This is a genomic window from Acinetobacter sp. CAU_H_S170_2 (genome assembly GCF_058890445.1).
Genome location: NZ_JBZYAE010000001.1, coordinates 1783765 through 1804445, shown reverse-complemented (window position 1 = coordinate 1804445; position 20681 = coordinate 1783765). Strand labels below are relative to the sequence as shown.

Below are 20681 nucleotides of genomic sequence, written 5' to 3'. Positions count from 1 at the left end.
GCTTCAACTTAAATGATTTTGATTAGTCTCTAAAATTCTGTTGCAATTGTTCTGGCTCATATATTTACATACCTTTTTATTTGGCTCATGATCGAAATAAAAAAGTGTGTGAGTTGTAGAGTAAATACTTACTTAGATTGAGCTGTTTTTTTGGGTTTTAAGTCATTGATGCTTAAAATCAGTATAAAAAGTATCGGGGTTGCAAATACAAATAAACTGACACTCCCCACACCGCGACCCGTGAATTGAATCAATAAAATTAATGTCGCGGCCAGTACACCAAAAGCCAGATATCGGCAGATTTGATAATGTTCTGCACACTTGGCCCAACGTGACTTTTGAGTTTTAGGGCGCGGCTTATCGCTCACCAGAAATAATACATAGCACGCGAAAGTGATGAGAAGTCCTGCAATCAGGTAGATCATGAATTGGACTCCTGAACCGCAGTATTGGCATATTTTTTCTGAATTTTTTGTACAGCTTTTTGTTGAATGGGCTGGATTTTTTGATGTAAGAAAATAGTCAATATCGCAAGGATGAAGATCATAAGATCAACTCGCAAGAATAACCAATATTCATTCAAGTTATGCACATATTGGTGGCTGATTAAATAGTAAAGATTGAAAATAGGCAAAGATACAGCCAGTAAAATGAAGACTTTCAGTTGAGTTTTCCAAAGGTGTTGCTGTGGAGTGAGCAATGCAATGACTAAGCTGAGTAACCAAGTGCCGAAAAATGCGTAGATTTCGTAGTTGGGTTGACCTGCTTCTAACTGAAGTAAACGATTTGCACAAAGATAACTGAGCATTGCAATCGGCAAGCCAATGATGGCAGCCGTATTTAAGCGGTTAACCGCATAATGTCCAAAGTGGAAACTTTGTTTCTTATTTTGTAACTGACGTTTTAAGCTCCAGAGTAAAAGTCCAGACGCAATCATGGCACAGCCTAAAAGCCCTGAGAAGAATAACGCAAAGCGTAATAAGGGCTGCGCAAAGTGTGCCATGTGTAAACCATAGACTCCATTATTGAGCGTGGCAATTGCGCTATTGTTCCGAGTGTCACCGAGCAGGGCACCAGATTCGCCGTTAAAGCTGAGTTGGGCTTGGTTTCGCATGATGCTTCGGTCAGTTGACTCAACCAAGTTCACCTGAGCGATATTGGCGTTGGGATGTTTGACCGTAATATTGTCAATCTCTGTTTTCCCCCAACGCTGCTCAGATTGTTGTATGAAGTACTCAATCGGTCGCATCGTAGCAGGTGTCGGTTTAGCCTCAGAGCTGATGCTAATATTTCTAATTTCATCAAAATATTGGAACGGTTGCTCTGGATAAAGTTTCTTCATGCCATTGGGAAGAATGAGATAAAAGAAAATGGCTAAACCAGTGAATGTAATGGTCAGGAAAAAAGGCAAAGCAATAACAGAGGTGACATTGTGAAAGTCTAGATACGAGCGTTGACCCTTGAAGGCTCTTAGGGTAAAAAATTCGGTGAATATCTTTTTGTGTGTGATGATGCCTGAAATGAGGATGATCAACATTAAGAAGGCCGCAATAGTGACCAAAAGCCTACCGATAAAATAGGGCACACCATACAGCTGATAGTGAAAGCCATAGAAAAACTCACCGCCTTGAGTTGCAGATAAGGTGACTTCTTCACCCGTGTTCGCATCCAAAGTCTTATTTTCGTAGCCACCATCGGCCTTTTGCCAGTAGATTTTATTAACAGGTGAACTCGGACTAGCTACGCCGATATACCAACTTTGCGCATCTGCAGCATTTTTTTGTAAGTATTGATATGCCGAATTCATCGCAGTGTCTTGTTTGACCTGCATGGTGGCAAATTGAGGTTGCATCCATAAATTTATTTCATGACGGTAATAGGTCGCAGCACCTGTTAAAAAAATGGCAAATAATAACCATCCCAGTGTTAGTCCAAGCCAAGAGTGTAGCCATGCCATTGATTGGCGAACAGATTTTTGCATGGTTTAACCTACGAACTTCAGCAATACAAAAAAGCAAAGGGAAAGCGAAATGGTTGAAGCGCTTAACTTTTTCAGGGATTGAGCACAAAAGCTTACAATGACAAAAGTGGTAAAGAAAATAAGAGATAGAAAAGCCGCCAAATAAATGGATTCTGCTTTAGCGAAGTGAAGGTGAAAACTAAGGGTAAGCAGTTCTGATAACATGGATGTACATAAATAGCCTAAGCCAAATGCGATCAAAAACCGAAACATAACGGTTATAGGGTAATTAAGCTGACTTAGGGGCATAAAGATCACATGAATGAAGTCATAAAGGGGCTTAACGTTGTACTCATTAAGCATCGAACCTAAATTTAATATTTAAGCAAAGCTATCTCTATCACGAGTTAAGCAGTCTACATACTAAAATAGTGAGATTGAGCAGTGTAACTTGAGGAACAAAGCATAGATAGAATTAACGATAATGATTCTCAGTAATTCTATGTTCTAATAGGTATCCTGTGCAATATTTAAATGATCGAAAATTTAAATTAACTCGCCTTTTTTCGTACTTTTTATATGAGTCAAATAGGTCACTCATTTTATATCTGCAGCATAAATAGAAAGACTCGACCAATACCCATCCCAAAAGACGCTATGTTATGATGCATGGGTTGAAAAATAAGGAATAATGCTTTGCAAAATCGGAAACTTAAAATTGGAATCGTAGTGGGTGAAGTATCGGGTGATACTTTAGGTGCTAAACTTATTCGCAGTTTTCGTGAGCAAGGAATTGATGCAGAATTTGAGGGTATTGGTGGCCCGCAAATGATTGCAGAGGGTTTCAAGAGCTTTTATCCGATGGATATCTTGTCGGTCATGGGGCTGGTTGAGGTTCTTAAAGACATTAAAAAGCTTTTTGCTGTACGTGATGGGCTGGTAGAGAAATGGACAGCCCATCCTGTCGATGTGTTTATTGGGATTGATGCGCCAGACTTTAATCTGCGCCTTTCAAAAAGTTTAAAACAAAAACAACTGCCCATAAAAACCGTGCAGTATGTTAGTCCTTCCGTTTGGGCATGGCGTCAGGGACGGGTTCATGGCATCAAAGCCTCAATTGATTTGGTATTGTGTTTATTTCCGTTTGAAAAAGCATTTTATAAAAAATGGGATGTTCCTGCTGCGTTTGTAGGACACCCCTTGGCGAGCCAATTGCCTTTGGAAAACCCAATTTTACAAGCCAAAGAAGAACTGGGTTTAGATCTGACCCAAAGGCATATTGCCTTATTGCCGGGAAGTCGACGTGGTGAAATTGAAAAGCTCGGTCCACTGGTTTTAGATGCTGCAAAATTGCTCTACGCCAAATATCCAAACTATCGCTTTGTGATACCAGCAATCAATGATGCACGTAAGCAACAAATCGAAGCTTTGCTTACTCAGTATCCAAAAGCATTGGTCGATCAAATAGACTTGCTTGAAAACTCAGGCACCGAGTCGAAGATTGGGCGTCAAGTTATGAACGCCGCTAATATTGTAGCTTTGGCTTCAGGTACAGCAACTTTGGAAGCTATGCTGTTACACCGACCAATGGTGACCTTCTATAAGTTGAATTGGCTCACCTATCATGTGGTGAAATTCTTGATCAAGATTCAATATTATTCATTGCCGAATATTATTGCGGGCAAGAAAGTGATACAAGAATTAATTCAAAAAGATGCAACACCTGAGAAATTGGCGGCTGAAATTGAAAAATTAATGAATATAGAAACAGCACAGATTCAGGCTATGCAGCACATTACCATGCATAAACAATTACTTGCAGGTAATAGTGAAAATCCTGTTGAGGCGATTTTAAATATTTTAGATTAATTCTCTTTAAGACATCGTGATAGGTGCAGTGAGAAACAACCCAAACGTATTTGGGTTGTTTCTTTTTATTTTAAGGTTTTAATCCAACGGCTTTAGCACGAGCAGCGTGTAACTTTTTATAACTGTCGATTAAACGTAAGTGACGGTCCAAACCTTCAAGTTTCATACTGGTTTCTGTTAAACCATAGAAACGAATACGACCTTCAACTGTGCCTATTACCGCATCCATACGTTCATCACCGAACATACGGCGGAAGTTTGCTTCATACTCTTCCAGTTCCATGTCGTCATCTAACATCACTTCGAGCACGACATTCATGCATTGGTAGAACAGACCACGTTCAACGGTATTGGTGTTGTATTGTAAGAATGCTTCAACCAAGTCTTTCGCTTCCTCAAACTGCTCTAATGCAAGATAGATCAATAGTTTAAGTTCAAGCAGAGTCAATTGACCCCATTCGGTATTGTCATCAAACTCAATTCCGATCAAAGTCTTGATTTCAGTATAGTCATCTAGCTCACATTCTTCCAAACGTTCAACCAGCGCTTCGAGTTGTTCGTTGTCTAAACGGTGTAAGTTGAGGATGTCTTCACGGTAAAGCAGTGCTTTGTTGGTGTTATCCCAAACCAAGTCTTCAACCAAGTAAATTTCTGAGTAACCCGGTACCAAGATACGGCACGCCGTTGCACCTAAATGTTGGTAAATGGCCATATAGACTTCTTTGCCCATATTTTCCAAAATACCGAACAGTGCATCAGCCTCATCTGCATTTGAGTTTTGGCCTTGATTGGTAAAGTCCCACTCGACAAAGTCATAGTTTGATTTGGCACTAAAGAAACGCCATGACACCACACCACTTGAGTCAATGAAGTGCTCAACAAAGTTATTGGGTTCAGTGACCGCATTTGAGCTAAATGTTGGGCAAGGTAAGTCGTTCAGACCTTCAAAGCTACGACCTTGCAGTAGCTCAGTTAAGCTACGCTCAAGCGCAACTTCAAAGCTTGGGTGTGCACCGAAAGAGGCGAATACACCGCCTGTACGAGGGTTCATTAAAGTCACACACATCACAGGGTATTGACCGCCTAGAGAGGCATCTTTCACCAGTACAGGGAAACCTTGCTCTTCTAAACCTTGGATGCCCGCTAAAATACTTGGGTATTTCGCTAAAACTTCTTGTGGTACATCTGGTAGGGTCAGTTCACCTTCTAAAATTTCACGTTTTACCGCACGCTCAAAAATTTCAGACAAACACTGTACTTGTGCTTCAGCTAAGGTGTTTCCTGCACTCATCCCGTTACTAAGGTATAAGTTTTCAATTAAGTTCGATGGGAAGTAAACCACTTCAGCATCAGACTGGCGAACAAAAGGTAAGGCGCAAATACCGCGCTCAGTTTTCCCTGAGTTGGTGTCGTATAAATGCGTACCTAACAGTTCTTCTTCAGGGTCATAAATTTCAAGTGTATATTCATCCAGAACGCCTTCAGGCATTTCACCATTTGGACCTGGTATGAACCATTTTTCATCTGGATAATGCACAAACTCAGCATTGGCAATGTCTTCACCCCAGAACTGGTCGTTATAGAAGAAGTTACAGTTTAGACGTTCAATGAACTCACCCAGCGCAGAAGCTAATGCACTTTCTTTGCTTGAGCCTTTACCGTTGGTAAAACACATGGGAGATTGAGCATCACGAATATGTAAAGACCACACATTTGGCACAATATTACGCCAAGAAGCGATTTCAATTTTCATGCCTAGACCAGCCAAAATACCTGACATATTGGCAATGGTTTCTTCTAAAGGTAGGTCTTTACCCGCAATGATGGTGCTGCTTTCAGAAGCGAGGCTTGGAATAAGCAGGGCTTGAGCGTCAGCATCAATGCTTTCTACTTCTTCAATAATAAACTCAGGGCCTGTTTGGATTACTTTCTTAACCGTACAACGGTCGATAGAGCGCAAAATACCTTGGCGATCTTTTTCTGAAATATCCGCTGGGAGCTCAACTTGAATTTTGAAAATTTGTTTATAGCGGTTTTCAGGGTCAACAATGTTGTTTTGTGACAAACGAATGTTGTCGGTTGGAATGTCACGTGCCAAACAATACACTTTGACAAAGTAAGCCGCGCAAAGCGCAGAAGATGCTAAAAAATAGTCAAATGGACCGGGTGCAGAGCCATCACCTTTGTAGCGAATCGGTTGATCGGCAATGACTGTAAAATCGTCGAACTTCGCTTCTTGGCGAAGATTATCGAGATAATTAACCTTGATTTCCATGCTGGCACCTAAATTTTCTTATATGTCAGCATGGACATACAAGAGATAAAATATTGAAAAATAAGCCGAATCACGGATGAAAACTGGACTTAAAAAAGTGTGGCTAGAGCTAAAAAAGAACAAACAAGCAGTGGTTTGAAGCCATCTCTAGCAAGGATGCGGGATATTATAGTGTGATTTTCACAAGATGCTAATCTTTGTCTGCAAGTTCAAGGTATTTATCTCGGCGCAGAAAGACATAAGCAGAGTGAAGACTGCTATTAAACCATTATGGACGAGCATTTTCAGTTGGGTTTTGATTATTTCTATATTGGCTTGGGCTCATTTGATACTGTCGTTTAAAGCTTTGGCTAAAAGCCGTTTCGGAGTTATAACCCACCCGATGTGCAATTTGCTGAATGGTTCCTTGTCCATTACGCAGGTATTGGGCGGCTAAACGCAGACGGTGTTGTTGCAAATAAGCCAAAGGGCTGGTGCCTAAAATTTGGCTAAACAATGTGGCAAATTTAGACCGTGACATACAACACTGTTCTGCAAGGGACTCAACGGTCCAAGGCTGTGCAGGTTCCGCATGAATTTTTGCAAGAGCATTGGATAGTTCAGGATGAGATAAAGCACTCAGCCAATTGTTCGAGTCTTGCAGCGCGTCAATATAATCACGTACACATTCAATTAATAAAATACTCACCAAATGATCCAAAATTTTGTCACGACCCGGGCGTATGCGTTGGACTTCTAGAGCGAGAAACTGCAGCCCAATTTGCAACCATTCAGGTACTGTGCTGAGATCTTGGTGCTGAAGGTGAATAAACGCGGGTAAGGCCTGTACCAACGGACGCGCCATAATGGGGTCCATATGTGCATGTAAGGCCAAGATCACAGTTTTTTGTTGTGTCACATTACTCCCAAAAGTGACTTCTTTATGTTGGTTTTGGGCAAATAAGTCAGAAATATCGAATACTTCTAACAGTTGGTCGGTGGTTGAGGATCGACACTCATGGCTTGGCCCTGAAGGCAGTAATATCAAGTCTCCGACTTCAGCAACAATAATTTGTTTAGCATCTAAACAAATGGTGAATTGTCCTTGAAGTACCGCATAGGCCATCATGGTTGATTGTTCGGTATAGCGAAAAGCCCATTCACCATGAGGTTTTAGGTAAAGGTACTCAGATTGGTTGAGGTGTATATCTTCAAAAATTTTACTTAAAGCATCCATACTTTACGATTTCTAGTCTTTATATCTTAGGCTTAATATTTGATTTAGGGTCAATTTAAGTCATTTCAGGCCAAGGACGATTACGCTGTTTTCTTGGACGTTAACAACTGTTTTTTATGTCCCATTTCTAGAAATATAAAGGCATAACAAGAAAATTGGAAGAATGGTAATGAATGCATCAGTGAAAATGACGAATTCTAGCGTAGTCGTTAAAAATGCAGCAGGGATCGATAAAAAGCGTTTTGGCTGGTTATTGAGTCCTGGGCTTCCTGTGATTGGCATGGGCATTTTAGCGGGCTATCATTTTGGCCCGAAACCCACTAAGAAAATCTTCGCTTTGGGTGGGCCGCTGTTACTGCATGTCATTATTCCTGCGGTAGATGGTCTGGTCGGTGCAGATGAAAATAATCCTTCGGATGATGAAATTAAGGTCTTGGTAAATGACCCGTACTATGACCGTATAGTGAAATTGTTTATTCCGCTACAAATGGCAGCCAATTTGTTTGCAGGTTATGTGGTGACTCGCCAAAATGTATCGATGCTCGACCAAATATTATTGGGTGTTTCCATGGGGGCAATTAATGGAGTAGCAGTGAATACAGCACATGAGCTGTGTCACCGTCCTAAAAAATCAGATCATTATTGGTCACACATGACTTTAGCGCCGTTGGTCTACAACCATTTCCGCATTGAGCACCCTTATGGGCATCATAAACGTGCTGCAACGCCAGAAGATCCTGCTTCATCGAAAATGGGGGAGACTTTTTATGAGTTTTGGCCACGCACCGTTTTCGGTGGGCTGAAGTCGGCTGTTGAAATTGAACATAAGCGCCTAAAACGAAAAGGACTGTCTTTCTTCTCTAAAGAAAATGAACTATTTCATGGATGGGCGATGAGTGCTGGTTTTCATGCAAGCATGTTGAAGTTGTTTGGTAAAAAAGTGACGCCATATCTAGTGACACAAGCATTTTATGGCGTGAGTCTGTTTGAAATTATTAATTATATTGAACACTATGGTTTAAAGCGTAGCCAAAAAGAAGATGGCAGCTATGCGCGAACCATGCCAGAACACAGCTGGAATAATAACAATATTGTGACTAATTTATTCTTATATCAGCTACAACGCCATTCAGATCATCATGCCTATCCAACCCGCCCATTTCAGGCCTTAAGACATTTTGATGAAGCCCCTGAGCTACCGAGTGGTTATGCCACCATGTTAATTCCAGCGTTAATTCCAAAGCTATGGTTTAAAATGATGGATCAACGAGTGTTCGATCACTACGAAGGTGATTTGACCAAAGCCAATATCTTGCCAAAGCGCCGTGCTCAAATCTTTAAGAAATTTGGATTAAGTGCTGACTCAACTGTGATATTTCAGCGATAACAAGCTGCATACATAGTTGACATCGAACTTACATTCATTGATTCGTTGAGTGCCTGTAAGTTCGATGATCATGATAGTCGTACTGCTAAACTTTCTTTTTGAATAGGCATATAATGCCGAGTATGTAGTGAAAATATTGAACAGAAATGACACCTGCAACCAAACTTTTAAAAGCCAATAAAATCGATTTTTCTATTCATGAATATGAACATGATGCCAATGCAAAAAGTTTTGGGCTTGAAGCCGCGGAAAAATTAAATCTACGTGTCGAAGAGGTGTTTAAAACACTGTTGGTGACCGACGAAAAAAACTATTTTGTTGCGATTCTTCCTGTACATCATCAGTTAAATTTAAAAAAAGTTGCACAGGCAGTGGGGGCAAAAAAACTAAAAATGTCCGACCCTAAAGATGCAGAACGACTGACAGGTTATTTGGTCGGTGGGATTAGTCCTGTTGGACAGAAAAAAAGGTTAAAAACCGTGATTGACCAAAGCGCAGTACAGTTGGAAAAACTCTATGTCAGTGGGGGGAAGCGCGGCTTAGATATCGGTTTAAAACCGCAGGATTTAGCAAAAGTGCTTTCAGCCACTTTTGCAGATGTACTGGATGAATAAAGAGCAGTGGCGTCTTAGCTGCTTTATCTATATTAATTTAGTCTTGAGTTCTTTTTAGTATTAATTTGAGCACAAATGAAAGCCCATTCAGTCACCTGAATGGGCTTTTCCTTATGAAATATAGGGAAATTTTATAGTTCGAATCAATTATAAATTCATAAACTATCATTTAAAGCTATGGTGTAATTTTATATAGGCTTTATTAGAAAAACTGATTAAATTTTTAAAAGTATTAAAAAACAATAATATATGTTGGTGTAGTGCGTATGTTTTCAAAAATAAACAAAATTGCAAATATAAATGATAATAATTACCATTAACATGCTTTTGCAGCGTTGGCCAACGTGAACACCTTTAAGAAACATAATTACATGAAATGAGCTTGGAATAAGCTTTAAAAAGAGGAAATGGTCAGATGAAAGAGCTAGCCAATCGCTTGGCGATGCAGCATCTTGTCAATGCATACTCACAAGAAACAGGCAAGGCAAGCTTGTTTGAGAAGTATCAACAAAATTCAACTCAACTCGCGTTTAGCCAAGGTTTGACGCTGTTATCTTTGCCGCTTAGTTTAATCCAAGCACAGCTTTTTGTTCCGTTAAGCTATGTCAGTCGTGTTGGGCGACATCGTATTGCGGCTTTACCGCAAATTTTTCAAAAAGGCCAAAAGCTTAACTTTAGCGCAGCAGCCATGGTCAGTTTGCTACTAGAAGAGTTAGTGCAACAATCCGAAGGCCGTGTCGATGCTGCATCTTTGGTTGAGCGTTGGATTCAAAGTCGTGATGCATTACAACAGTTTTTAAATATTCGGGCAGAAGATTTTGATGCGCTCGTACAGGTTGAGCAAGGTTTCATAGAGTCTGAACAGGCTTTGATTTTAGGTCATAGCATGCATCCTGCACCGAAAAGCCGAACAGGTTTTGTCCATGAGGACTGGCAAAAATATTCACCAGAAGCTTGTGGTCAGACCCAGCTGCATTATTGGCTGGTGGCACCGGAATATATTGCAGAAGGAACTGCGCTTGAGCAGGCTTTTTCGATACAACTTAAACAAGAAATCAAATGGCATTTGTCTGAATCGGAACTTGAGACTTTAGCTGCATATGCACATTACAAGCTTTTACCACTGCATCCATGGCAAGCCCGCTATTTACAAAGTAAAGCATGGTTTAAAAGTTTAAAGGCTAAACTGAAAATCATCGATTTGGGCGAAAAAGCATGGATATTTTCACCAACCACTTCTGTACGTACTTTGGCGAGTCTTAACGCGCCGTGGATGCTGAAACCTTCGCTTTCAGTGATGATTACCAACTCTATTCGCGTCAATTTAGCAAAAGAATGTCACCGAGGAGAAATGACCCATCGACTTTGGCACAGTGAGTTAGGGCAAAGTATTTTAAAACAATGTCCAACTCTAAAAGCGGTCAATGATCCTGCATGGATTGCTCTTCAGTTGGATGGTGAAATCATCGATGAAACGATTTGTATTGTGCGTGATCAGCCTTTTATTCCTGCACAGCAAGTCACGTGTATTGCTTCATTGTGTCAGGACCATCCCGTAGAAGAACGTAATCGTTTTAATGCATTATTTGATCAGATTGCTTTTCAACAAAAGTTGGAGGATAAGGCGAAAATCGCACATGATTGGTTTAAGACCTTTTTAAACATTAGTCTGAGCCCACTCATGTACGTCTACCATCGTTATGGTATGGCCTTTGAGTCACATCAGCAAAATGTCTTGGTTGAATTGAAAGATGGCTGGCCACAGTGGCTATGGCTCCGGGACAATCAAGGTTTTTATTATATCGAAGAACTCGCAGATGAAATTTTACAACAATTTCCAGAACTGCATGATAAAGCCCATGCAGTAGGCTCCAAGACTTTTGTCGATGAACGTTTTAGTTATTATTTCTTTGGCAATACCTTGTTTGGCATCATCAATGCCATCGGTGCAACAGGTTTTGTCAGTGAGCAAGATTTACTGTCTGTTTTACAGCAACACCTCTTTGACCTTTTGAAGCAATACCCAGACAGTAGTTTGATTCAAAGTCTGTTGTATCAACCAACGCTGCCTTATAAGGGTAACTTACTGACCCGTTTATATGAACTGGATGAATTGATTGCACCCGTTGAAAATCAGTCTGTCTATATTCAGTTAGCCAATCCGCTATATATCAAACAAGAGGATGCCCTCTATGCTTGATTTTATTGCGATTGGTCTTGGACCATTTAACTTAAGCCTAGCCAGTTTGTTGCATGAAAAGACAGAATTGCACTATCTGTTTTTTGAAAAAAAAGCGCAGTTTGACTGGCATGCAGGTATGCAACTGCCCAATACGGTCTTGCAAGTCCCATTCATGGCGGATTTGGTGTCGATGGTTGATCCGACCAGTCCGTTGAGTTTTTTGAATTACCTAAAATCACAGCAGCGCTTATATAAGTTCTACTTCCTTGAGCAGCCTCATATTCCGCGCCGTGAATACAACCATTATTGCCAGTGGGTGGCAGATCAACTGGGCCATATACAGTATCAATCGACGGTCAAGGCCATTTATGCCAAGAACGAAGGTTTTGAGGTGGTGGTTGAGCAAGGCGGCCGTTTTATTCGTTACTTGTGTCGAAACTTGGTGATTGGTTCGGGCAGCCAGCCTTATTTGCCTGAATGTCTGCGTAAGTTACAACAACAAGTCCCTGAAAAATGTATTCATTCAGCAGAGTACTTAACCCATAAAAAAGGCAAGCTCAAAGGCAATGTTGTCGTCTTAGGCTCAGGACAGTCTTCGGCTGAAGTCTTTTTAGATTTGTTCGATCAGCAGTATCAACATGATGGTGTACCAGCAGCTGACTTCAAGTTGCATTGGCTGACGCGTTCCAATGGTTTTTTCCCGATGGAATATGCACCATTGGGCTTGGAACATTTTAGTCCGAACTATACCCAACATTTTTATAGACTCTCAGAAACACAAAAAGCAGCGCAGTTGAAAGATCAAGGCTTGCTGTACAAAGGCATTAGTGCCAAAACCATACGTGAGATTTACCAAAAACTTTACCACCGTAGTATTGCCTCTGCTATACAAGCAACACATTTGCATGCACAAATCCAGTTGCTTGATGCTGAGTTAGTGGAAAGTCAGCAGATTCGCTTGAGCCTTGAACATACCGTAACTGAGCAACGTTTTTATATGGATGTTGATTTTGTGGTGGCATCTACAGGTTATTACAGCCCTGAGTTTTCATTTTTTAAATACTTAAAACCCTTGATTTCAACAGATCAAGCGGGGCGGTGGAAAGTGAGCCAAGACTATCGATTGCAGCATACAGCAATGGGTGAAATTTATGTGCAAAACCAAGAAATGCACAGTCATGGCGTAGGCACACCGGATTTAGGCTTAGGCGCTTTTCGTGCTGCGACCATTGCCAATCAACTACTGGGTTATCAGCTCTATGAAATAGGAAGTAATGAACAGACATTTCAACATTTCAGAGCTGAGCAGAACCCCGAAATGTATGTGCAGCATGACACATCCACTACACGAACAGCAGCTTTAGCACCATCGAGTTCTAAATCAAAAAATATTGAGCAGCGCAAAATACAAACAGGGTCACATCCCTCTATGAAGCCTTATACATTCGAGAAAATAATATGAGCTTTGCACAACTTCAAGTGAATCAGAAACAGTGGCGTTTGGCAGGACAGCGCTTAATTGAAATGGCGATTGCTGAATTTTTATATGAAGAAATTATTCAAGTAACCCATTTAAAGGACAATCGTTACCAGCTGACGTTGGATGATCAAACCTATACTTTTAAAGCACAAAACTATTTATTGGGACATTGGCAGATTGAGGAGGGTTCAGTACGTGAGTTGAGCGTGGTTGAAGACTTGCCTGCATGGAATTTACACACTTTCATTCGCGCGTTTTCAAATCAAACCGAAGTTAAGCCTTTTACCAAGGCATATCTCATCAAAGAAATGAACAATACATGGTTAGCTGAGGCGCATTTATTTGATGAACGTCGTTTAAGCAGTGAAGCGGCATTGACGGCATCGCATCATGAAATTGAAGGTATGCTCCGTGGTCATCCGTGGTTGATTATGAGCAAAGGTCGTATGGGTTTTGGTTATGACGACTACTTAAGTGCCGCTCCTGAACTTTCGCCAACGGTCAAAGTGCTGTGGCTCGCGGTGCATCGTGATTTGGCAGAGTTCCGTTCTACCGAGGAGTGGCAAGCGGGGAGACTTTATCAATATGAGTTGGATGCAGAAGAGTTAGAGAGCTTTGAACAACAGTTACATGAAAGAGGCTGCTCTTGTCGTGACTATTTCCTTATTCCAGTACATGCATGGCAGTGGCATCAATGGTTAGTGCCAACTTATGCCAATGAAATCGTGGATCAGCGCATTATTGAATTAGGCGTTGGCCAAGATGACTATGTACCTATGCAGTCGATTCGTACGCTTTGCAATATCAGTCAGCCTGAGCGTCATTATGTCAAATTACCTGTCAGTATCTTCAATACTGCGGTGTATCGTGGGTTGCCGTCTAAACGAAACTTAGCAGCTCCGGCCGTCACAGCTTGGTTAAAGCAGATTCAATCTCAAGATCCAGACTTAAAACAGTCAGGCGTTGCATTCTTAGGTGAAGTGGCAACTTTGACTATTCATCAGCCATGTTTTGATCAGATTGAAGGTGCGCCGTATCAGTTTAAAGAACTGTTTGGATGTTTGTGGCGTGAAAGTGTAGATCCAGTGATTGGAACAGGTGAACAGGCACTTTCTCAAGCGGCTTTATTACATCGAGATATCAATGGCCAGTCAATATTAGCTGTGTTGATTCAGGCGTCGGGTTTGAGTCCATTACAGTGGTTAAAACGCTTTGCCGAAGTATCTGTTACTCCACTCTTAATCTGCTTGTACAAATATGGCTTGGCTTTTTCTCCACATGGGGAAAACACCATGCTCATTCATGCCAATGGCGTACCGCAGAAAATGGTGCTGAAAGACTTTATTGATGATGTCAATTTGGTTGATGAGGACTTTCCAGAATTGGCCAGTTTACCGATCGAAGGACAAATTTTACTGCGTCATCCTGCGCATGAACTCAGCCATTTTATTTTCACTGGGCTGTTTATGGTGCATTACCGTTATATCTGTAATGTATTTCTACAAGACTATCCTGAGCATAGCGAAGTTGAATTTTGGCAAAGCATTTCATCGGTCATTGATGCTTTTCATCAGGCGCATCCAGAGTTGGCAGAACGCATTGAAAAATTTGCCATGTTTAGAGCCGAATTTGAAAAAATTTGTTTAAACCGAGTGCGTCTATTTACCACCAGTTATAACGACGAAGCAGAACGTCCTGTCCCTGTATTTTTAGATCCAATTGCCAATCCTGTCAGCCCTGAAACCTTAAAACGATGGTCAGAGCAGGTATCCAAGTCAACTGACGATACAACGACAAAGCGTATCGCATCATAAAAAACCAAAAAATTAGCAGGCTTCCACATGAAAACACTTTCACAACAACTTCCCAATTTTTACGAATACTATGAGAATGAGACGCAATTTTACTTGCGCCAAGTACAGTATCCGCAGGACTTAGTACTGTTACATAAATGGATGCATGAGCCTCATGTTATTCCACAGTGGCAGCTGAATAAGTCTGAAATTGATCTCGCGGTGTATTTTGAAAAAATGCTGGCCGATGACCATCACCGTTTGTTGATCGTAGGTGTGGATGGACAGGATGTGGGCTATACCGAAATCTATGAAGGCAAGCGTGACCGTCTAGGACGTTATTACGATGGTGATGATTTAGACCTCGGGTGGCACTTACTGTTTGGTGAAAAGTCGGCTTTTGGTAAAGGCTATTTGCGTCCAGTAATGAGGCTATTAGGTTTTTATATTTTTGAAAATGCACCTTCCGACAAAATTGTCGGGGAGCCTGACCATACGGTTAAACCCTATGCAGCAGTGGTCGAAGAAATGTGCTATGAGGCGCAGCGCTTAATCCCGATGCCTGAAAAAACGGCCATGTTGTATTACTGCTTTAAACAAAAATTCTATGAAAAATTTGGAGGGTATTTAACTGATTCAAATGCATTTATGCAAAACCATAACCCACTCAATAGGACTGAGGAACTTACATGAGCTATAGCTCAGAACATATACAAATCATGGATATGCGCTTTTCAGCGCATGTCACTGTCGCCGAATTTGAACAATGGCTCAGTCAAGTCGAACGTTTTTTCTTAAAAAAACAGAACTTTGTTTTGGTCATGCAAACCGAAGTCGGGACGGAATTTCCTGAAGAATACCGTCAACTGCAAGCTGTTTGGTACAAAAAATACAAACAACTTTTTTTTCAATACTGCTTGGGTTTGGTTCGAATTGCACAAGACCCAACCGATCAACAACGACTGAATACACCTTCACTGCATGCTGCATGGCGGGTGCCTTACTACGTCACACTTGATCATTCTGATGCACTGCAATGGGCAGTGCAGAGGTGGATATGCACAACCTAAATACACAAAGAGCAACACGCCAAATCTCAGCTTTGAGCTTAGCCGTTGTCATTGTTTTATATCTGGCACATGCCTTGCCTTTGTATTTTTACAATGTGGCATTGCCCGCTATTTTGCGACATCAGGGAGTAGATTTACGTTGGATTGGAATGCTGTCGCTGCTTTATATTCCATGGGCGTTTAAGTTTTTATGGGCACCACTCATTGACCGACTCTATATCAAAAAGTTAGGTAAAAGAAAAACATGGTTGCTCTTTACACAAGTAGCACTGGTACTTGGGGTATTGGCCTTGGCATTTACCCAGTTCTCTTATGGCCTCGCGGTGTTTGTTGTGATTGGCTTGTGGATTTCAAGCTTTGCGGCGACCCAAGACATTGCCATAGATGGTTATACCGTAGAAACCTTTTCAGCGTCTGAATATCGTCTAGGCAGTATGGCTCAGAGTATAGGGGTCGCTTTGGGGAGTATGTTGGGTGGTGCAGCGACATTATGGCTATATCAATATTACGGTTGGGAAAGCGCATTGGTGTGTTTAGCACTCATGACCGCTTTAACGATGTTTGCTGTTTTTTATATTCAAGAAAATGCAAACGAACAGACGAATATCGCTAAACAAGCCCCAAGCTTAATCCGTGCTTTTAAACGACCAGAGATTCTATCTGCCTTGGCACTGATCCTGTGTTATCGCGTGGTTGAAGCACCTGCAATGGCGATGCTCAATCCAATGCTGATTGACCAGAAATGGACGCTTGCCCAAATTGGGGTGCTGATGTCTGTGATTGGAGCAGGTGTTGGTTTGTTGGCGGCTGTGAGTGCCGCATTTTTATTGAAAAAAATTCAGGCTACACAGTTGCTCATTTGGGCGGGGTGGTGCCGAACAGCATTGTATGGGGCGATTGGCGCAGCCATTATTTTGGGTTGGTTAAACCAGTGGCATCTGCTCTTGGGGGGATTTGTCATTGTCATGCTTGCGATTCGTTATGTCGCGATGACTTCGTTATATGCCTATTTCATGCAAAGCAGTTCCAAAGAACAGGCAGGCACTGATTTCACCATTTTAGTGTGCTTTGAGCTACTGGTTTATTTCATCGGGGGAGCCGCATCGGGCTTTTTAGCCAAAGCACTTGGCTATGGCAATTTTTATGTGGTGTTGGCGGTTGCGTCTGTAGTCAGTGTACTACTGAGCCAATACATCATTACACGTCATCAAAAAACTCAACAAAAACTGTTGAATCAAGAAGTTTAATAAAAGGAAAAAGAAATGAACCGTTTTATGTTACCTATGCAGTTGACTTGTTTAACACTGGCTGTATGTACACAGTTATATGCTCAAGATAACGTTCTAACAAATTCAGCAAGTCAGACAAGCGGTGTTGAAGCCCAACAAAAAGAAACCACACAACTTGCACCGATTGTGATGACAGCAACCCGCTCTGCAAAGAGTATTGCGGACATTGCAGGCACTGTTTATAGCATCGATCAAGCTGAAATTGAGAAACAGGCCAATGCTGGCAAGAGCATTGCCGATATTTTGGGAACACTGGTTCCATCCCTTACACCGAGTAGTGGAACAACATCAAACTATGGCATGACCATGCGCGGTCGTGTGGTGCAATACATGATTGATGGTGTGCCACAAACGGGTTATCGCGATGGTTCACGCCAATTAAATAGCATTCAACCGTCTATGATTGAACGTATTGAGGTGGTTTCAGGGGCGACCAGTATTTATGGCTCTGGAGCAACAGGCGGGATTATTAATATTATTACTAAACGTGGTGGTCAAGACCCAATTAGCTTTGAAACTAAAGTTGGGGTGACGGCGGGTAATAACTTTAAAGCTGATGCTATGGCTTATGAAGCATCACAAAGTGTCTTATTTAATCAAGGGGCATTGCAAGGAGCCTTCGGTGCAAGTTATACCACACGCGGTGAAATTCAGGATAGCCATGGCAACCGCATAGGACCTGAGGTTGCGCAGACTGACCGTCAAGATACGGACACATTGGACCTCAATGGTCGTTTGACGTGGAATATTTCAGATGAACAAAGTTTAAGTTTTGGTGCACAATATTTTAATGATGAACAAGACAGTGAGTATGGACCTGACTATGGTCCAGATTTAGCTTATGTAAAACGAGACCCGACCTATACAGCCAGCCTTGCTGCAGTTAAAGGCATGCAACTTGAGACTCAACCTCAAACTGAACGCTATGCATTTAATACACAATATGAAAATCAAAATGTATTGGGTCATACCTTAAATGCCGAAGCGTATTATCGTAACGAACAGGCGCGTTGGTTTCCTTCAGCTCAAGCAATGGGTGGCGGTTTATACCTCGTTTATCAATCGGAAACAGATATTGATGTGTACGGTGCGCGTGTTGCTTTGCAGAAACAGTTTGATTTAAATGGTCGCAATTTGGGACTCAGCTACGGCATTGATTATGAAAATGAACAAGATGAACAAAATATTCAAATGTATGATAGTGCTGTATTTGTTGCCAGCAACGGTCTAAATTATAAACCTTTTAATTATTATGCTTTTGGACCTGATGTAGAAACAGAAAAGTTGGGTACTTTTGTGCAAACGGACTTTGATGTAACGGATCGTTTAGGTTTAAAAGCAGGGGTACGTTATGAGCGTGTAGAAAGCCAAGTAGAGGAATCGACGCCGTATATGGAGGCAATTACAGCGGACTTGCAGCCAGGCTACCAAGCCAAAACTTTAAATGGCGGTAAGGTAAAGCATGATGCGACATTATTTAATTTGGGCGCGGTTTATCACTTAACAGATGCTCAACAAATGTTTGCAAACTTTTCTCAAGGATCCAATTTACCTGATATTCAACGTATGCTTCGTGATGTACCCGCAAGTTTTACTGTGAATAGTCAAACTATTGATCCAATTAAAGTCAATAACTATGAGCTGGGATGGCGTGTACAAGCTGCAAACGGTTTAAATGCGAGTGTCACCACTTTCTATAATGACTCAGATAAAAGTTTAAAATTTGGCCGTCCCAACTACACGATTGAAGTCCTAGATACCGATGAGCGCGTTTATGGTGTTGAAGGAAATCTGTCATATCGACTACAGCCAAATTGGACAGTGGGTGGAACCATGGCTTATACCCGCGGACAATTTAAAAATACCGCAGGAAAGTGGCAAGAGCTAGATGCAATCCGTGTTGCACCACTGAAAGGTACAGCATTTTCTGAGTGGCAGTTTAACAACGATATGAGCCTGCGTGTTCAAGCACTTGCTATCGGTGGTACTGATAAAGCCAAAAAAGATGCTGTAAAGTACGGTTCAACGGTTCCTGCTGAAATCAAAGGTTTCGCAACAATGGACGTCATAGCCAATGCCAAAGCAGGCCCAGGTACGGTCGGATTTGGTGTATATAACGTTTGGAATACGGACTACAAATCAGTCTATAGTCAAGCGGTGGAGTCAGTTTATGGTGCTATTTCAAGCTTACCTGCTCAAGGTCGAACCTATGGTTTGAGCTACACATTAAAATACTAATTGCACAACCAGAGGTAGCTTTCAGCTACCTCTTTGCTTTGTAATCTCGCCTTAAGAAATGGTTTAAATAATAAAATGAATAGCAATAACAAAATCTTTATTGCAGGCAGCCTTGCCAATGGCGCTTGTTTTTCGATGATTTTACCTTTACTTGCGCCGTTTATTCGGCAACTGGGCTTGACGGAACTGCAAGGTGGAGCGTTGGTTTCGGCTGGTGCTTTGGTGATGGCCATCTCAGCTATTTATATTTCTAAACAAACTCAAAAAATCAGCATTTATCAATTGTTAAGTATCGGTTTTATCGGTATGGCGATCACTTGGGGCTTATTTGCGGCGGTACTCAGTTATGGGCTGAGTTATGCCATTTCATTTGCTGCTTTGTTTAGTTTATTGATATTGACCCGTGCCAGTACTGGCTTTTTTATGGCGATGCCACAAATTGCGCTGCAAAGTTATGTCATGACGGCTTTTCACAGTGAACAGGAACGTAGCCAGAATATGGCGAAGTTTGGCGCGCTGAACAGTTTAGGCGTGGTGATAGGTCCTTTAGCGACGACATTATTGCTGACATGGAGCATGTTGACACCGTTATGGGGCGCAGTGGCTATTCTAACGAGTATGGCTGCTTGGATTGTACTAGGCTTTCAAGGAAAGCAAGCATCACAGACACAAGAATGGGACGAAACCACAGCTAAATTACAAGACGTGTCTACAGAAAAGCTGCAATGGTCAAAGTTAGGGATTTGGTTATTGCTGGGTTTTAGCTTATATGTCGCGATTGTCACCCTGAATTTAACTGCTGGTTTTTATATCCAAGATCGATTCCATTTCGACACGTATCAGAGTGCAGTGTATTTTTCTCAGTGTTCATTGATTGTGGGGATAGCGCTCGTTTTGATGCAACTGGCGATTTCAAAATGGTTTAAATGGTCAATTAAACAATTACTTTGGATCGGTCTTGTGACGATGGTTTTAGGTTTATTACTTTCACTGAGTGCTGGTCAGATTTGGACTTTCCAAGCGGCTTATGTTTTTTACGGCATCGCCGTGGCCTGTTTAATTCCAGCTTTTACCACAGGGGCAGCCCAAACCGCACCAGCCACGCTACAAACTAAAATTGCCAGTTTATGCACAGCTACGCAAGCACTGAGTTTCGTTTTTGCACCTTTACTAAGTACAGGCTTATATCAATGGAATCAACATTTACCCTATTATTTTCTATTGGCGTTGATGACGGGGCTGATGCTGTACTTTAGCTTTAAACACATACAAGCCAACAAGGATCTCAGTAGTGTGGCATGAGATCCT

At 41.5% G+C, this 20681-nt stretch carries 15 protein-coding genes; 11 read left to right on the top strand and 4 right to left on the bottom strand.

The annotated features are described in order from the left end of the window. Positions 1–128 precede the first annotated feature (128 nt). Both AC5EUN_RS08850 and AC5EUN_RS08845 read right to left on the bottom strand, forming a co-directional pair. On the bottom strand, positions 129–425 hold the full coding sequence (locus tag AC5EUN_RS08850; RefSeq protein ID WP_493352289.1) for a hypothetical protein: 297 nt from the start codon (positions 423–425) through the stop codon (positions 129–131). Then, positions 422–1981 (bottom strand): PepSY-associated TM helix domain-containing protein, encoded by a 1560-nt coding sequence (locus AC5EUN_RS08845; protein ID WP_010326603.1) that lies wholly within the window; start codon positions 1979–1981, stop codon positions 422–424. Before AC5EUN_RS08845 ends, AC5EUN_RS08850 begins: the two co-directional genes overlap by 4 nt. 675 nt (positions 1982–2656) lie before the next feature. Here AC5EUN_RS08845 and lpxB point away from each other — a divergent pair. After that, the gene (gene lpxB / locus AC5EUN_RS08840) at positions 2657–3829 is read left to right on the top strand and encodes a lipid-A-disaccharide synthase (RefSeq protein WP_010326605.1); all 1173 of its coding nucleotides are present in this window, start codon (positions 2657–2659) and stop codon (positions 3827–3829) included. Positions 3830–3899: 70 nt separating this feature from the next. Here lpxB and AC5EUN_RS08835 read toward each other — a convergent pair whose 3' ends face one another. Beyond that, complete coding sequence (locus AC5EUN_RS08835) at positions 3900–6104, bottom strand: OsmC domain/YcaO domain-containing protein (protein ID WP_159152800.1); 2205 nt, start codon at positions 6102–6104, stop codon at positions 3900–3902. A gap of 268 nt (positions 6105–6372) precedes the next feature. Beyond that, positions 6373–7320: a helix-turn-helix transcriptional regulator gene (locus AC5EUN_RS08830; protein WP_159152799.1), complete on the bottom strand. Its 948-nt coding sequence runs from the start codon at positions 7318–7320 to the stop codon at positions 6373–6375. A gap of 169 nt (positions 7321–7489) precedes the next feature. Between AC5EUN_RS08830 and AC5EUN_RS08825 the strand changes: the two genes are divergently transcribed. The 10 genes from AC5EUN_RS08825 (at position 7490) to AC5EUN_RS08780 (ending at position 20675) form a co-directional block, all read left to right on the top strand. Next, positions 7490–8707: an alkane 1-monooxygenase gene (locus AC5EUN_RS08825; protein ID WP_159152798.1), complete on the top strand. Its 1218-nt coding sequence runs from the start codon at positions 7490–7492 to the stop codon at positions 8705–8707. Positions 8708–8853: 146 nt separating this feature from the next. Beyond that, positions 8854–9321 (top strand): Cys-tRNA(Pro) deacylase, encoded by a 468-nt coding sequence (ybaK, locus tag AC5EUN_RS08820; protein ID WP_005399552.1) that lies wholly within the window; start codon positions 8854–8856, stop codon positions 9319–9321. Between the two features lie 415 nt (positions 9322–9736). Beyond that, positions 9737–11521, top strand: coding sequence for an IucA/IucC family protein (locus AC5EUN_RS08815; protein ID WP_159152797.1), 1785 nt, complete (start codon positions 9737–9739; stop codon positions 11519–11521). Then, complete coding sequence (locus AC5EUN_RS08810) at positions 11514–12965, top strand: lysine N(6)-hydroxylase/L-ornithine N(5)-oxygenase family protein (protein ID WP_010326611.1); 1452 nt, start codon at positions 11514–11516, stop codon at positions 12963–12965. The genes AC5EUN_RS08815 and AC5EUN_RS08810 overlap by 8 nt, the downstream gene beginning before the upstream one ends. After that, positions 12962–14797, top strand: a complete 1836-nt coding sequence (locus AC5EUN_RS08805) for an IucA/IucC family protein (protein ID WP_010326612.1) — start codon at positions 12962–12964, stop codon at positions 14795–14797. The genes AC5EUN_RS08810 and AC5EUN_RS08805 overlap by 4 nt, the downstream gene beginning before the upstream one ends. Positions 14798–14824: 27 nt before the next feature. Further along, positions 14825–15469 (top strand): GNAT family N-acetyltransferase, encoded by a 645-nt coding sequence (locus tag AC5EUN_RS08800; RefSeq protein ID WP_010326613.1) that lies wholly within the window; start codon positions 14825–14827, stop codon positions 15467–15469. Continuing rightward, positions 15466–15846, top strand: a complete 381-nt coding sequence (locus tag AC5EUN_RS08795; RefSeq protein ID WP_010326614.1) for a hypothetical protein — start codon at positions 15466–15468, stop codon at positions 15844–15846. Before AC5EUN_RS08800 ends, AC5EUN_RS08795 begins: the two co-directional genes overlap by 4 nt. Further along, positions 15834–17093 (top strand): MFS transporter, encoded by a 1260-nt coding sequence (locus tag AC5EUN_RS08790; protein ID WP_010326615.1) that lies wholly within the window; start codon positions 15834–15836, stop codon positions 17091–17093. Before AC5EUN_RS08795 ends, AC5EUN_RS08790 begins: the two co-directional genes overlap by 13 nt. A gap of 15 nt (positions 17094–17108) precedes the next feature. Beyond that, positions 17109–19373, top strand: coding sequence for a TonB-dependent receptor (locus AC5EUN_RS08785; protein WP_010326616.1), 2265 nt, complete (start codon positions 17109–17111; stop codon positions 19371–19373). Between the two features lie 75 nt (positions 19374–19448). Further along, complete coding sequence (locus AC5EUN_RS08780) at positions 19449–20675, top strand: MFS transporter (protein WP_010326617.1); 1227 nt, start codon at positions 19449–19451, stop codon at positions 20673–20675. Positions 20676–20681: the final 6 nt, after the last annotated feature.